Origin of the sequence: Photobacterium sp. BZF1, from assembly GCF_014349205.1 — a bacterium.
Taxonomy (GTDB): Bacteria; Pseudomonadota; Gammaproteobacteria; order Enterobacterales; family Vibrionaceae; genus Photobacterium.
Map to the genome: position 1 here is coordinate 1 of NZ_JACSOF010000027.1, position 15,401 is coordinate 15,401.

Below are 15,401 nucleotides of genomic sequence, written 5' to 3' on the forward strand. Positions count from 1 at the left end.
GGGATATCTTGGTATTTTATCCCCGGCATTGCCAGCTTCTGCCTGGTTGTCAGGTGGATGACACCGTTACCGAACGTCTCCGCGATGTGCTGGGCGGTAGAAAGCAGGTAAGCGGGCATGATCCCACCCGGGATACGGACACTGATCATGCATTCGCCACGCTCCTTGGATAGGCGGTAGTCACCATTGGCGCGAGCTTTAATAATGTCGATATCGAGACTCATGGTCACTCCTTAGTCAATCATGTGTTGGGCTTGGTCAAAGCGAAATACCGGGCCGTCGAGGCAAACGTACTTGTCGCCGATCCGGCAGTGACCGCATTTACCGACCGCACAGGCCATGCGTCGTTCATAGTCGACCCAGATTTGCTCTTTGCTAAGGCCGCGCTCAAGCAATGCCAGTACCACGAATTTGATCATGACAGGTGGGCCAACCACGATGGCCTGAATGGCTTCGGGAGCCGAGAAATCGAGTTGGTCAATGTAGTCTGTCACACGGCCGACACAGAATTGCTCATCGGCTTCGCCCTCATCGAGAGTGACAATCAGGTTCTGCTGCTGGCGCCACAGGTTGAGATCTTGCTGGAAAAGCACTGCATCACGGTTCTTGAACCCAAGGATCATATCAAGCTGCTTGATGGACTCAGGGTGATGGCAGAAATGCGATAACAGGCCTTTGACCGGAGCAACACCGGTTCCTCCGGCAACGACAATCAGCTGCTTTTGCTGATACTCTTCCATCGGATAGCCGTTGCCGTGAACACCACGCATCCATACCTTGTCACCGGGGTGGAGGGTAAACAGCTTATCGGTAACTTTACCTACCTTACGGATCAGCAGGTCGATGTAGTCATCCCCGAAATCGGAGACGGAAATCGGTGCTTCGCCGGCCAGTGGTAACGACACTTCGACAAACTGACCGTAATGGGTAGCGAAATCTTTCGCTACACGGAACGTCCATTCAAGCTCGGTGTGCTTTTCAATCGCCAGGATGTCATAGGCTTTTGGCAACAGCTTGTTTGCCGCCTCGTCGTGGTCTTTGTTCTGGCATTGGCAATGATGGGCAGTGGCTTGTTCAGTCATGTTGTTGCTCCAGCGCAGCTGAGTTCATGGCGCTTTCTACCACGTCACTCATTTTGTTGATGATGTTTGAAAATGAAATGTAGTGCGGGCAGCGGTCGTCACAGCGGCCACACCCTACACACATATGATCAGTGCCTTGGCGGGCTTTGTAATCATTGACCTTGTGCAAGGCACGGTAGCGCAGGCGCTCGCCGGTTTTTTCACGGAAGCTATGGCCGCCAGCCATGTCGGTGAAGTTACCCGTCATACAGCTTGCCTGTTGGCGACGGCGTTCACCGATACGGGCTTCGGTGTTGTAACTGATGTCGAACACACTGTAGCAGGTACAAGTAGGGCAGGAGGTCGTGCAGCGGCCACAGCCGATACAGCGTTTGTCATATTCTTGCCAAACCGGGTTGCCAGTCAGGATTTGCCTGATTTTGTCTGGATCATCGCAGACTTGGTCAGGGGTGCGAACCTTGACCGGGTTGCTGGTGACAAAACTCGGCTCGAAATCTTGGTCTACACCGAGCAGATCAAAGTAAGACTGCAAGCTAGGATCTTTGATTGTGATAGCCATGCCGTTGTCGTCGAAACGCACAGCGGCAGCATAGTTGTCGGTCTTGTTGGTGCCCATTGAGACGCAGAAACAGTTTTCGAAACTGCTCTCGCACTCGAGCAGGACTAGTTTGACTTTCTTGCGCAAGCGATCGTAGTACCAGTCGCGGTTCTTGCCGTTCTTCAGGTACATGTGATCGAGCCTTTCGAAGGCGTGGATATCGCAAGAGCGGGCAAACAACAAGATAGGCTTGATGTTGTCGCTTGGCTGGATGATTTCATCACCGTGGAAATGAAACAGAGTCTGGGTAACCGGCAGCACGACTTCGTTTGGTGAGAAGTGGGATTTCTCCTGCCAGACAATATCTGCAGCCTGCTCGATATCCTGATAGACCAGGTTGTCGGTATGGGCGAACCGGCCGCCAAAATGCTCGTAAGCCGGGGCCAGGACGCGATACTCTGAGCGTAGATGCGTCAGCGCCTCATCGAGTTCATCAAGCGTGAGGTATTTAGCCATCAGATAGCTCCTTCAAGTGAATGTTCAAATAGGTGTTCGGTTTGCTGGTGGTTGGAGTGCCATTTGATCTGATTGGCTAAGTCGACTGTCTCACCGACAACGATCAGCGAGGGGGCTGAGGGCTTGTTTTTCAACAGGCAATTTTCCAGCTCGATGAGGGTCGTGCTCAGTTGGTGATGCTGTGGCTGGGTGCCGTGGCTGATAATTGCGATTGGGGTGTCTTTGGACATGCCGTGTAGCATTAGGCTTGAAGCGATCCATGCCGCGCAGTGCAGTCCCATGTAAAACACCAGCGTATGATTGAGTTTGACCAAGCTTTCCCAGTTGATCTGGTACTGTTCATTGTTGCCACGGGCGGTTACGGCAGTGAATCCCCGTGAAACACCTCTGTGGGTGAGGGGAATTCCGCTGTAGGCGCAACATCCCAAGGCTGCAGTGAGGCCAGGTACAACTTCGAAGGGGATGTGCTGCTGTTCAAGGGCGATAGCTTCCTCGCTGCCACGACCAAAAACAAATGGGTCCCCGCCTTTGAGGCGGCAAATCCGCAGTCCCCTTTGCGCCATGGATATCAGCATGGTGTTGATGCCTTCCTGGGTTGCTGATGGGTTGTTGTAACTTTTTCCAACTTCAATAATGTTGGTTCCCGGCTTGGCGTTTTGGATGATCGCTTTGGTAACGAGGTGATCGTGCAATATGACATCGGCTGACTGGATGGCTTTCAAGGCTTTGAGTGTCAACAGTTCCGGGTCGCCCGGCCCGGCTCCTACCAAGGAGACAAAGCCTTGTTTATCCCGGTTCAGGGCGGTGCGAACCTGGGATGGTCGGATTGGTAGTGAGTTAGTATTTGAATTGCTTTTTCGTAATTGCATAAAGGATCTTTCCGAAGCGAGGGTGAACAGCCAAGCTGGTTGATCTGTTTGAAAGCTATCTGCCTGAAATCTAACTGCTTGAACTTTAACTGCGGGGAATGGTTGCCCAAAAAGCAGGGCAAATCTATTTGGACTTTATGAATAGGCAGTTCAGCAAAAGTGAAAGTAGGTGCATAGGTGCACTTAGGCTCGTTCAAATGGCAAATAACATCATGAAAAATAATGTTATTTTTATGTAATGCTAGTCATTCTCAATGCCGTTGAGCAGGGTGAAACAGATCTGGTTACGTGTAATGTAAGTTTGCTATTCCGGAATGACTTATCACCGATAAGGCTGGGTAGGATAAAGGCTAACAGCGTGTAATGCTCGGCTTGTCCTGCTGTGGCTAGAGAGCAGTGCGGAGATTGATAGGAAAAGCGGGGGGGCAGCTAAATCAGGCTGGGGAGAGGCCGCCTACAACGAAGTCACAGGCTGGCTTTTAGTTCTTGTTGCTGCAGTTGGTATTCAAACTCGACATCGATATTGCTTTTGGGGACGGAACAACAGGCGAGCACTTCATTCGGGGCAATGAAAGCCATCGAGTCTTGCTGGTCAACCGCACCGGATTTTAGCGTACAGCGGCAGGCGCCGCACATTCCGTTGCGACACTGGTATTCGGGTTGAAAGCCCGCTTTTTCCAGTTGGTCGAGCAAAGGCTCACGGCTATTGCCGTGAACCTCCATACCATTGACGCGAATGGCGACTCGACTCATAGTTCGAAGTCACCTAGGTCATCGGCGCTGACATCATTGTCGATCTGGCCAACCAGGTAGGAGCTGATCTCAGCTTCCTGAGGTGCAACCTGAACGTTGTCAGATGATAGCCATGAGTTGATCCAAGGGATCGGGTTCTGAGTTGCACCCGGGTAGGCATGTTCTAGGCCGACAGCAGCCATACGTAGGTTGGTAATGTACTCAACATACTGGCACAGGATGTCTTTGTTAAGGCCGATCATTGAGCCATCTTTGAACAGGTACTCTGCCCACTCTTTTTCCTGCTCGGCGGCATCACGGAAGATAGCAAAGCACTCTTCTTTACACTCTTCTGCAATTTCTGCCATTTCAGGATCGTCCTGGCCGGTACGCAGCAGATTGAGGATATGTTGGGTACCGGTTAGGTGAAGTGCTTCGTCACGGGCGATCAGCTTGATGATTTTGGCGTTACCTTCCATCAACTCACGCTCGGCAAAGGCGAACGAACAGGCGAAGCTGACATAGAAGCGGATAGCTTCCAGTGCATTTACAGACATCATGCAAAGGTAAAGCTTCTTCTTGATGTTGCGAAGGTTTACCGTGATGCTCTCGCCATTGATGGTGTGCGTACCTTCGCCTAGGCGGTGGTAATCGTTGGTTGCCGCGATCAGGTCATCGTAGTACTTGGAAATATCGCCAGCACGTTTGATGATGTATTCGTTACCGACGATATCGTCGAACACAATTGCCGGATCGTTAACGATATTACGGATAATGTGGGTGTATGAGCGCGAGTGGATCGTCTCGGAGAATGACCACGTCTCAATCCAGGTTTCCAGCTCTGGGATAGATACAATCGGTAGCAGCGCTACGTTAGGGCTACGGCCCTGGATTGAATCCAGCAGGGTCTGGTACTTCAGGTTACTGATGAAAATGTGGCGCTCGTGATCTGGCAGGTTGTTGTAATCAATACGGTCGCCAGACACATCCACTTCTTCTGGTCGCCAGAAGAAAGAAAGCTGTTTTTCAATCAGCTTTTCGAAAATCTCAAATTTTTGTTGGTCGTAACGCGCAACGTTGACAGGCTGGCCAAAGAACATTGGCTCTTTAAGTTGGTCGTTATTGGTTTGACAGAAAGTGCTATATGCCATCTTATCCTCAACATCAATGGGAGCCGAAGCTCCCACTGTTTCAAATCATTAAATCTTGCAGCTTGTGCAGTCGTCTGCGCCTACATCGCCCTGGCTATCAGAAGCGCCGTCACGGGTGTTGTGGTAGTACAGGGTTTTCACGCCGAGTTTATACGCTGTTAGCAGGTCTTTTAGCAACAGTTTCATCGGCACTTTTCCGCCTGGCTGCTGGCTAGGGTCGTAGTTGGTGTTCGCCGAAATCGCCTGATCGATGAATTTCTGCATGATGCCAACTAGCTGTAGGTAACCATCGTTACTACCGATGTTCCAAAGTAGCTCGTAGTTATCCTTGTACTTGCTGTACTCAGGCACTACCTGCTTCAAGATACCGTCTTTCGATGCTTTTACAGATACGAAGCCTCGTGGTGGTTCGATCCCGTTGGTTGCGTTCGAGATCTGCGATGATGTCTCAGATGGCATCAATGCAGACAGGGTTGAGTTACGCAGGCCGTGGGTCTTGATTTCCTCACGTAGCGCTTCCCAGTCGTAACGAAGTTCTGCAGTACATACTTTATCGATATCTTTCTTGTAGGTATCGATAGGCAGAATGCCTTGGGCATACGTTGTTTCGTTGAATGCCGGACACGCACCTTGCTCTTTTGCTAGGCCCAAAGAGGCCTTCAATAGGTAGTACTGGATCGCTTCGAAAGCTTCATGGGTCAGGTTGTTTGCGCTGCCGTCAGAGTAGCGAACACCGTTCTTCGCAAGGTAGTAAGCAAAGTTAATCACGCCCACACCAAGGGTACGACGGTTCATTGTCGAACGGTAAGCCGCAGGCAGTGGGTAATCCTGGTAGTCAAGCAGAGCATCTAGGGCACGAACAGTCAGATCAGCCAGCTCTTCAAGGTCGTCCAGTGATTCGATTGCGCCAAGGTTGAACGCCGACAGCGTACACAGTGCAATCTCACCGTTTTCGTCTTCAACGTTGTTCAGTGGTTTGGTTGGCAGTGCAATCTCCAGACATAGGTTAGACTGGCGGATTGGCGCAACGCTTGGGTCGAACGGGCTATGGGTATTACAGTGGTCGACATTCTGCACGTAGATTCGGCCAGTTGACGCACGTTCTTGCATTAGCAGCGAGAACAGTTCGATAGCTTTGATGCTCTTGCGCTTGATGCTGCTGTCCTGCTCGTATTTCACGTACAGGCGCTCGAATTCCGCTTGGTCTGCGAAGAAGGCGTCGTATAGGCCTGGAACGTCAGACGGGGAGAACAGGCTGATGTTCTCGCCTTTGATCAGGCGGGTGTACATCAGTTTGTTGATCTGTACGCCGTAATCCATATGGCGGACACGGTTTTCTTCAACACCACGGTTGTTTTTCAGTACCAGCAGTGATTCTACTTCGCCGTGCCACATTGGGTAGAACAACGTCGCTGCGCCGCCGCGTACACCACCTTGAGAGCAGCATTTAACCGCTGTCTGGAAGTACTTGTAGAATGGGATACAACCGGTGTGGAAGGCTTCACCGCCACGGATTTCTGAGCCAAGGGCACGGATACGGCCAGCGTTGATACCGATACCGGCACGCTGAGAAACGTAACGTACAATAGCGCTTGATGTTGCGTTGATTGAATCCAGGCTGTCGTCACACTCGATCAGTACGCATGAGCTGAACTGACGGGTTGGGGTACGGACACCAGACATAATTGGTGTCGGTAGTGAAACTTTAAACTGGGATACCGCATCGTAGAAACGCTTGATGTAGTCCATACGGGTGTCGCGTGGGTATTTGCCGAATAGGCAAGCGGCGATCATCATGTATAGGAACTGGGCACTCTCAAAGATTTCACCGCTTACACGGTTCTGGACGAGGTATTTACCTTCCAACTGCTTAACTGCAGCATAAGAGAAGTTCATATCGCGCCAGTGATCGATGTAGTTATCCATCAGATCAAATTCTTCTTTGCTGTAGTCTTCTAGCAAATGCTTGTCGTACTTACCTTTTTCAACAAGGTTCGTAACATGGTCATACAGCTTAGGCGGCTCGAATTGGCCATAGGCTTTTTTGCGCAGGTGGAAGATAGCAAGACGTGCAGCCAAGTATTGGTAGTCAGGCGTTTCTTCAGAGATCAGATCAGCTGCTGCTTTAATGATGGTCTCGTGAATGTCTTCAGTTTTGATCCCTTCATAGAACTGAATGTGAGATTTTAGCTCGACCTGAGACACCGATACATTCTCAAGGCCTTCAGCGGCCCAAGTGATTACTCGGTGGATTTTGTCTAGATCGATACTTTCTTTGCGTCCATCACGCTTGGTAACAGTGAGCTGTTGATTCATTTTTGGTAGTTTTCCCAGATTTCCATCCATAGCAGTGTTTTTTGTAACTTTTAGCAATAAGGTTAGCAAAGATTGTGATCTTTGTTAGATTTCTGATTGCCTATTAAAACACTACATATTGGGGTGTTGAGCTTATGGTGTTACAAGATAGTGGTGAGAGGGGGGTAATGCAAGGTGGTAATTTTTAACCGGCTGTGGATAACATGGGGATTCATAATATTAAGTTAGTGCCCACTAACTGATTTGCGCAGGTATGACAATATCATAGAAAAAATCAAAAATAATTGTGACAAAAAAAAGCGCCTGCAAAAAAAAAATCCTTGATTTTTTACAGGCATTGGACTTACTAACAAACATCATATTTTTTGGTTATTTCTTGGTTAGTTAGTGGCACGTCGCTAGGGTTATTCACTGCCGACAACCGCCAAAATTTCACTAGGATGGGATAGCACACCCTGTGCGTGCCAGTCAGAAGGGGTGTGGTCATCACCTATGTATCCCCAACCAGCGACATACCCTGCCATATTGGCGGCTTTGGCTGCGATCATGTCTTTCTCGATATCACCGACATAAATGCAATCCTGATGGTTGACGCCCATTTGCTGGCTGGCATGCAGCAGCGGTTCGGGATGGGGTTTGGCAACGGCAAGGGTATCTCCACACACGATAGTTTGGGCACGCTGTAGTTCGGGGAAGAAGGGCAACAGCATATCGGTCAGAAAACCGGGCTTGTTGGTCATGATCCCCCACTGGATCCCCTTTGCTTCCAGTTGTGCCAATAAAGCGGTGACCCCCTGATAAAATGATGTGTTTACGCAGATATTATCTTCGTAATAACGCAGGAATTCCTCCCTGAGAGCCATAATATCGAGGTGATCGGGGATGGTACCAAAACCTGCGGTCAGTAGTCCCTTGGCACCCATGCTGGTATTGGCCTGAATTTGCTGCTGGGTCAGTGGCGGTTGGTCGTAGTCGGCCAGCACCCGGTTGGCGGCATCGGCCATGTCAGGGGCGGTATCGAGAAGCGTGCCATCCAAATCAAACAGTACTGCTTTTATCTTCATTGCCATCTCTACATATCCTTGTATCAAAACAGGGGACTTTAATGAGTATACCCGAGTAACTTCAAGTTACTCGGGTATATTTTTCTATATTTGACACGATACAAAACTTATCAAAATTGCCATTTAGAACAGTAACTTTAATCTATTTCTCGTTGCATACTCACGCTAATGTATATGTGCCGGTCAGCCTCGAAGACACGGGTTACCACGTTGGCCGGCATCCCCCAGTCGTCTGGGGAGTCCTTAGAATGTTTTGGCCGGTTCTGTTGCTACTGCTTGGGACCGGCTCTTTTTCAGCAGGTTGCATGGCATATGCAAAAACAATCAAAGCGTCAGATGTTGGTTAATACCCTGTTTGGGCTCACTCTCTTGTGGGTGGGTACCGTGGTTAATTCCGCCTTTGCCGAGCAAGCGCACCTTTGGGATCAACACTTAACCAAGCCCACCCATGCCAAGCTAGATAAGATCATTAGCTATGAAAATGACTTTATGAAAGGCCTGTTATACGCAGCCGTTCAGGAGTGCCCGCAAGGCGATTACAAATGCGTCTGTCCAACGGTATTCAAACTGACCAACCATGCCACCAAGCAAGGCGGTTATACCATCCACCAGCTCTACAGAAGCTACCTGCAATTCGCTAACCTGTTGGGTGTACTTGAGGGCAAAGAGGCCGGCGAGGTTACCCTGGCCGGTGAGGATTATGATGATTACCAGTTGCTCAGTAAGCATGACAAGATACTGGCGATGTACAACCTGACTTGTATCGTTGATCAGGATACCCAGCAATGGGCCGTTGATAATGGTTACCTAGACAAGGGTACTTACAACGTACTGCGCCACTATGCCGAGCTACGGGGTGAGTCATGATCCAAGAGAAACGCAACGCGGCCCGCACTAAGCCAATGAACCTGCCAACCACTAATAAGGGTATCAGCATGGATAAAATGGATCTTGCTATACTGCTATGCCGCGCCATGGAGCGTGAAGACGTGCAAGTAGGCTTCCCAATGGTGAATAGGGGTTTTGTCAAAGAGACCGCCAGTGATTTGATTTTCGATATGGTCGAGGCTGGCCGCCGTGGATTCAGTGATGAATTTGTGGTGATCGAGCGCTACCGGCCCGAGGGGATTTACCTAGCGGCCTGCATTGTCGGGGCCAGTGAAGACGAGCAAATTACCCACTGTACCGGTAATTCAGTATTCCAGCTGCTAAGGGGTAGCGAGCCCCCATTACTGGCTGAGCACGTCCGGTTCCTAGACTCGAACAATTTATTGATAGATTTGGCAGCCAGCCATGATTGCACAGAGCTGGTCGCTGATGTGGGCGTGTAGCCCGATTTCTTGTGTTTGTGATGTGCTACGACGAAAAAGGCCCCTGTCTCTCCACTGGGGCCTTTCTTTTAGATACCGGCGGCGTTCAAAACCGATAGGGTGAACATTGAGGCGTTTTGCATTTTATTGCTTAGTGGTATGGACGATGTAGTTCACATCCACATTTTTGCCCAGCCAGTAACGGTCAGTTAACGGGTTGTAGTGTAGGCCGGTAATATGTCGGTCTTGCAGCGGGGTGGCATCAATCATACCCAGCAACTCGGACGGGCGAATGAACTTCTCATGGTCATGAGTACCCTTGGGAACCAGCTTCATCACTTGCTCGGCGCCGACGATGGCGAACAGGTAGGATTTGAAGTTACGGTTCAGGGTCGAGAAGAAAACATGGCCGCCAGGTTTAACCATCTTGGCACAGGAAGCAATCACCGAGGCAGGGTCAGGTACGTGTTCCAACATTTCCATGCAGGTCACGACATCATAGGTCTCAGGGTGCAGCTCGGCATGCTCTTCAGCGGTTCGCTGGACGTACTCAAGTTTGGTGCCCGTTTCTAGCGCGTGCAGGCGGGCAACTGTCAACGGCTCTTTACCCATATCTAGGCCGGTGACTTCTGCACCTTCTACCGCCATGCTCTCGGCCAGGATGCCGCCGCCACAACCGACATCCAACACTTTCTTGCCAAATAGGCCTTCTGCACGATCAATCACATAGTTGAGACGTAGGGGATTGATTTGGTGAAGCGGCTTGAATTCACCTTCCAAGTCCCACCAACGGGACGCCATTTCTTCAAATTTGCTGATTTCTGCTGGGTCTACATTCAACTGCTTAGTCATGAATCTTTGCCATATTCCTTTGTGATGGCGGCATTATAACCCCAAGCATGAAGAAGGTGCAGGTATTAGCGGCAATTTATTGGCTTGTTATGCGGATGTTGTTGAAAAAGACAAAGGTAAATCGGTTGTGGTAGGAGCACCGCTGCCGCTCGGGAGTATATAGAAACGGCAGGCGTATTCGGTGTTGCCGGAACAAGCAAAGAACAGAGAAGGGGAAGTAAAAAGAGAAATCCTGTCCTTAAAAACAATTCAGGCTTAGGAGCTGCTTGCGATGTCTGCGCATTTTGCTTCTAAGCCTGGTAAACGTTCCGTGTTTGCATAGGATTTACTCAGCTGGTTCTATCATGGCTAGCTGCATTAAATCAGCCTGTGCACCGCCTGTGGTCATTGCAATACCTGCGATGATGAGCATAAGAAGATATTTGCCGCCGATGATGCATACGCCTAAAGTGGTGATTACTCTGCCTAACATAATTGACCTCGCTTAACTGTTTAAGTAGTGATTTTTGAAATCTTAGATTTTGTTCTTGCGGGTTAATTGTACCTAATTCGGTAGAAGCAAAATTGATAATGATCAGTTTTTTGTTCAGCTTTTAGTCAGATTTTTACAGAGGTGGTGCAATTACGATCTTGCTCAACAATTTACAATTGGTTGCAATTTGATCGTGTTCGGTTCAAAAATGAGAAAAGTAATAAAAAACAAGCTTTGAGCAAAAAACAGGCTGTCAGTAGGGGAATACTGAGATAAGTACTTTCGATTTTTTCCCAATCCGCTAAATTACTCACAACATAATGGTGAAAGGTGTGCCTATCTGGGCTGAAATATGCTATATTTTCGCACCTTGCACGTATGGTACCAGACGTTATAGATAACGCCTTAGATTGGCCCTCAGCCCGTTTTAGCGCTAACTATGCCGTTTGGTATACGTATACGACAGAAATTACCTGAGGGATATTGGCTCCATGAGCGATCTTGCAAAAGAGATCACGCCCGTAAACATTGAAGAGGAGCTGAAAGGCTCGTATCTCGACTACGCGATGTCAGTTATCGTGGGTCGTGCTCTTCCTGATGTGCGTGATGGCCTTAAGCCGGTACACCGTCGCGTTTTGTTCGCGATGAACGTACTGGGCAATGACTGGAATAAAGCATATAAAAAATCTGCCCGTGTGGTAGGTGACGTAATCGGTAAATATCACCCGCACGGTGATAGCGCGGTTTACGACACCATCGTACGTATGGCGCAACCTTTCTCTCTTCGCTACATGCTGGTAGATGGTCAGGGTAACTTCGGTTCGATTGACGGCGACTCCGCCGCGGCAATGCGTTATACCGAAGTACGTATGGCCAAGATCGCCCATGAGCTTTTGGCTGATCTGGACAAAGAGACGGTAGATTACGTTCCTAACTATGATGGTACCGAGCAGATCCCTGCGGTACTGCCAACCAAGATCCCGAACCTGTTGGTAAACGGTTCATCGGGTATCGCCGTTGGTATGGCAACCAACATCCCACCTCACAACCTAGGTGAAGTGATCGATGGTTGCCTGGCTTATATCAATGATGAAGACATCACCATTGATCAGCTAATGGAATACATCCCGGGCCCGGACTTCCCGACTGCAGCTATGATCAGTGGCCGTAAAGGTATCGTCGATGCCTACAAGACTGGCCGCGGCAAGATCTACCTGCGCTCGAAAGCGGAAATTGAAGCTGACAAGAATGGCAAAGAGACCATTGTTGTTACTGAGATCCCTTACCAGGTCAACAAAGCCCGCCTGATCGAAAAGATCGCCGAGCTGGTGAAAGACAAGAAGGTAGAAGGGATCAGTGCCCTGCGCGACGAATCTGATAAAGACGGTATGCGCATTGTTATCGAATGTAAGCGTGACGCTGTGGGCGAGGTAGTGCTGAACAACCTTTACGCACAGACTCAGCTTCAGACCACATTCGGTATCAACATGGTGGCTTTGGACAACGGCCAGCCGAAGACTTTCAACCTGAAAGAAATGTTGAAGTGCTTCGTGAACCACCGCCGTGAAGTGGTGACTCGCCGTACTATCTATGAGCTACGCAAAGCCCGTGAACGTGCCCATATCCTTGAAGGTTTGGCGCTGGCACTGGCCAATATCGATGAAATCATCGAGCTGATCAAAAACGCGCCGACCCCGGCTGAAGCGAAAGCTGGTTTGGTTGCACGCGGTTGGGATCTTGGCAACGTTGCTGCAATGCTTGAGCGTGCAGGCACCGATGCCGCTCGTCCAGAATGGCTGGAAGAGCAATACGGTATCCGTGACGGTCAGTACTACCTGACTGAACAGCAAGCACAAGCGATCCTGGACCTACGTCTACACAAACTGACTGGTCTAGAGCACGAGAAGATCCTTGGCGAATACAAAACGCTGCTTGAAGAAATCGCTGAGCTAATGCACATCCTTGCAAGCTCTGAGCGTTTGATGGAAGTGATCCGCGAAGAACTTGAACTGGTTAAAGAGCAGTTCAACGATGTTCGCCGCACTGAAATTACTGCAGCAAGCCACGATATCGATCTGGAAGATCTGATCAACCAGGAAGATGTGGTCGTAACCCTTTCTCACGAAGGTTACGTTAAGTACCAGGTTCTAAGCGACTACGAAGCACAGCGTCGTGGTGGTAAAGGTAAAGCGGCAACGCGTATGAAGGATGAAGACTTCATCGAGCGTCTGCTGGTGGCCAATACCCACGATACGATTCTATGTTTCTCAAGCCGTGGCCGTATGTACTGGCTGAAAGTTTACCAGCTACCGCTGGCAAGCCGTACCGCCCGTGGTAAGCCGATTGTTAATATCCTGCCGCTGGAAGAAGGTGAGCGTATCACTGCTATCCTACCAGTGAAGGAATATGCAGCCGACAAGTTTATCTTCATGGCGACTGCTGACGGTACTGTTAAGAAGACGCCGCTGACTGACTTCAGCCGTCCTCGTAGCGCAGGTATCATTGCGGTTAACCTACGTGACGGTGACTCGTTGATCGGTGTGGATATCACTGAAGGCAGCGACGACATCATGCTGTTCTCGAAAGCAGGCAAGGTTGTTCGCTTCTCTGAAGAGCAGGTGCGTGGCATGGGCCGTACTGCGGCAGGTGTTCGCGGTATCAAGCTGGCCGAGAGCGACAAGGTTGTTTCTTTGATCGTGCCGCACAACGACGGTGACGTACTGACAGTAACCGAAAATGGTTACGGCAAGCGTACTGAGCTGGAAGAATACCCAGCGAAGAGCCGTGCGACCCAGGGTGTGGTTTCTATCAAGGTCTCTGATCGTAACGGTAGCGTTGTCGGTGCTGTTCAGGTCGAAGAGGGCGACGAGTTCATGATGATCACCAACGGCGGTACGCTAGTACGTACCCGTGTGGCAGAAGTGAGCCGTGTTGGTCGTAACACCCAGGGTGTGACCTTGATCCGTACCGCTGAAGACGAGCAGGTTGTTGGTCTGCAGCGTATCGATGAGCCGGAAGAAGACGAGCTTATCGAAGATGCGGAACTGGTCGAAGGTGAAGCGCCTGCAGAGGGCGAAACGCCAGCTGCCGATAGCGAAGCAGACGACTCTTCTGAGCAGGAATAACTAGCTAGTTAGTTACTCTGATAAAAACGCAGCCGACAGGCTGCGTTTTTTTATACCCGCAGTTCCGTGCCCAGCCTTTCCCGCGACTATTTTTTGTTTGCCCCTTTTCAGCACCGTCATAAAGGTGTAAAAACAGAAATTGGTCACAGCTTTGTGGCCACAACTTTATGTTTTTCCAGCAGGAGCTCGTCTTACACCATGGACAACGTTTATAACTTTTGCGCCGGCCCAGCGATGATCCCGGCAGACGTATTGAAAAAGGCCCAACAAGAACTCGTTAATTGGAACGATCTTGGTACCTCGGTGATGGAAATCAGCCACCGTGGCAAGGAGTTCATTGCGGTGGCCCAACAGTCCGAGCAAGACCTGCGCGACCTGCTTTCCATCCCCGATAATTACCATGTATTGTTCTGCCATGGCGGTGCCCGTGCCCAGTTCGCAGCCGTACCGATGAACCTACTGGGGGATGCCGATACAGCTGATTACATGGATGGTGGCTATTGGGCTCACAGCGCGGCCGCTGAAGCCTCGAAATACTGCCAGCCGAACGTGGTCGATATCACATGCGAGCGCGATGGCAAGAAAGCAATCTTGCCCGCTGCCGAGTGGCCGCTGTCTGATGATGCCGCTTTTGTTCATTTCTGCCCGAATGAAACCATCGATGGACTAGAGATCCGCGACCTGCCCGTAACGGACAAACCGATTGTGGCTGACTTGTCATCGACAATCCTGTCCCGTCCGATTGATGTGTCAAAATACGGTGTGATTTATGCCGGTGCCCAGAAGAACATAGGCCCTGCGGGTTTGACGATTGTTATCGTGCGCGATGACCTTTTGGGCAAGGCGAAATCTATCTTGCCAAGCATTCTGGATTACAGTGTCCAGGTGGATAAAGAGTCAATGTTCAACACCCCGCCGACGTTTGCCTGGTACCTGGCCGGTGAGGTATTCAAGTGGCTCAAAGAGTTGGGCGGTGTGGAAGCGATGGAACAGCACAATGTTGCCAAAGCGAATGTGCTGTATGACTACATTGACCAGTCGGATTTCTACCGTAATGAGGTCCACCCGGACAACCGCTCACTGATGAATGTGCCGTTCCAGCTCAAGAATCCGGAGCTGGATGCTTTGTTCCTCGAGCAAGCGGATGCAGCCGGCTTGAAGGCCCTCAAGGGGCACCGTGCCGTTGGTGGTATGCGCGCTTCAATCTACAACGCAATGCCAATCGAAGGTGTACAGACCCTCGTCGACTTCATGAAGCAGTTCGAGCAGCAGCATGGCTGATGATAGTCGCTGAGCCTTAGCACTGTAAAAAAAGCCGCTGATGACAGCGGCTTTTTTTGTGTGTCTCCTCCTGAAATGTGTTTGCACACTTGA

Annotated in this window: 13 protein-coding genes and 1 pseudogene; 4 read left to right on the plus strand and 10 right to left on the minus strand. The window is 50.1% G+C overall.

The features are described 5' to 3' along the window. The 8 genes and pseudogenes from BIZ37_RS07935 to gph all read right to left on the minus strand — a co-directional run. Positions 1–224, minus strand: a pseudogene (locus tag BIZ37_RS07935) (sulfite reductase subunit C); the annotation flags it as partial. A gap of 9 nt (positions 225–233) precedes the next feature. After that, the gene (gene asrB, locus BIZ37_RS07940; RefSeq protein ID WP_187461065.1) at positions 234–1,082 is read right to left on the minus strand and encodes an anaerobic sulfite reductase subunit AsrB; all 849 of its coding nucleotides are present in this window, start codon (positions 1,080–1,082) and stop codon (positions 234–236) included. Continuing rightward, entirely contained in the window at positions 1,075–2,136 is a 1,062-nt protein-coding gene (gene asrA, locus BIZ37_RS07945) for an anaerobic sulfite reductase subunit AsrA (RefSeq protein ID WP_187461066.1), read from the minus strand. The genes asrB and asrA overlap by 8 nt, the downstream gene beginning before the upstream one ends. Then, the gene (cobA, locus tag BIZ37_RS07950) at positions 2,136–3,005 is read right to left on the minus strand and encodes a uroporphyrinogen-III C-methyltransferase (RefSeq protein ID WP_187461067.1); all 870 of its coding nucleotides are present in this window, start codon (positions 3,003–3,005) and stop codon (positions 2,136–2,138) included. Before cobA ends, asrA begins: the two co-directional genes overlap by 1 nt. Positions 3,006–3,470: 465 nt before the next feature. Beyond that, a complete protein-coding gene (yfaE, locus tag BIZ37_RS07955; RefSeq protein ID WP_187461068.1) occupies positions 3,471–3,758 on the minus strand; it encodes a class I ribonucleotide reductase maintenance protein YfaE in 288 nt (95 codons plus the stop codon). After that, complete coding sequence (gene nrdB / locus BIZ37_RS07960) at positions 3,755–4,888, minus strand: class Ia ribonucleoside-diphosphate reductase subunit beta (RefSeq protein WP_187461069.1); 1,134 nt, start codon at positions 4,886–4,888, stop codon at positions 3,755–3,757. Before nrdB ends, yfaE begins: the two co-directional genes overlap by 4 nt. Positions 4,889–4,936: 48 nt before the next feature. Continuing rightward, positions 4,937–7,204 (minus strand): class 1a ribonucleoside-diphosphate reductase subunit alpha, encoded by a 2,268-nt coding sequence (nrdA, locus tag BIZ37_RS07965; RefSeq protein ID WP_187461070.1) that lies wholly within the window; start codon positions 7,202–7,204, stop codon positions 4,937–4,939. Positions 7,205–7,608: 404 nt separating this feature from the next. Then, positions 7,609–8,274: a phosphoglycolate phosphatase gene (gene gph, locus BIZ37_RS07970; protein WP_187461071.1), complete on the minus strand. Its 666-nt coding sequence runs from the start codon at positions 8,272–8,274 to the stop codon at positions 7,609–7,611. A gap of 306 nt (positions 8,275–8,580) precedes the next feature. Here gph and BIZ37_RS07975 point away from each other — a divergent pair, with 306 nt between their 5' ends. Both BIZ37_RS07975 and BIZ37_RS07980 read left to right on the plus strand, forming a co-directional pair. Next, on the plus strand, positions 8,581–9,135 hold the full coding sequence (locus BIZ37_RS07975) for a hypothetical protein (RefSeq protein WP_187461072.1): 555 nt from the start codon (positions 8,581–8,583) through the stop codon (positions 9,133–9,135). Continuing rightward, positions 9,132–9,599 carry a hypothetical protein gene (locus BIZ37_RS07980; protein ID WP_187461073.1) on the plus strand — a complete coding sequence of 156 codons (468 nt, stop codon included), beginning with the start codon at positions 9,132–9,134 and terminating at the stop codon, positions 9,597–9,599. The genes BIZ37_RS07975 and BIZ37_RS07980 overlap by 4 nt, the downstream gene beginning before the upstream one ends. 123 nt (positions 9,600–9,722) lie before the next feature. Here the strand turns inward: BIZ37_RS07980 and ubiG are convergent, their stop codons facing one another. Both ubiG and BIZ37_RS07990 read right to left on the minus strand, forming a co-directional pair. Continuing rightward, positions 9,723–10,430, minus strand: coding sequence for a bifunctional 2-polyprenyl-6-hydroxyphenol methylase/3-demethylubiquinol 3-O-methyltransferase UbiG (gene ubiG, locus BIZ37_RS07985; protein WP_187461074.1), 708 nt, complete (start codon positions 10,428–10,430; stop codon positions 9,723–9,725). Positions 10,431–10,755: 325 nt separating this feature from the next. Next, positions 10,756–10,902 (minus strand): hypothetical protein, encoded by a 147-nt coding sequence (locus BIZ37_RS07990; RefSeq protein WP_170114916.1) that lies wholly within the window; start codon positions 10,900–10,902, stop codon positions 10,756–10,758. Positions 10,903–11,393: 491 nt separating this feature from the next. On the opposite strand from BIZ37_RS07990, the gene gyrA reads away from it, so the two are divergent. Together gyrA and serC are read left to right on the plus strand one after the other, a co-directional pair. Continuing rightward, positions 11,394–14,027, plus strand: a complete 2,634-nt coding sequence (gene gyrA, locus BIZ37_RS07995) for a DNA topoisomerase (ATP-hydrolyzing) subunit A (protein WP_187461075.1) — start codon at positions 11,394–11,396, stop codon at positions 14,025–14,027. Positions 14,028–14,225: 198 nt separating this feature from the next. Continuing rightward, a complete protein-coding gene (serC, locus tag BIZ37_RS08000; protein WP_187461076.1) occupies positions 14,226–15,308 on the plus strand; it encodes a 3-phosphoserine/phosphohydroxythreonine transaminase in 1,083 nt (360 codons plus the stop codon). Positions 15,309–15,401: the final 93 nt, after the last annotated feature.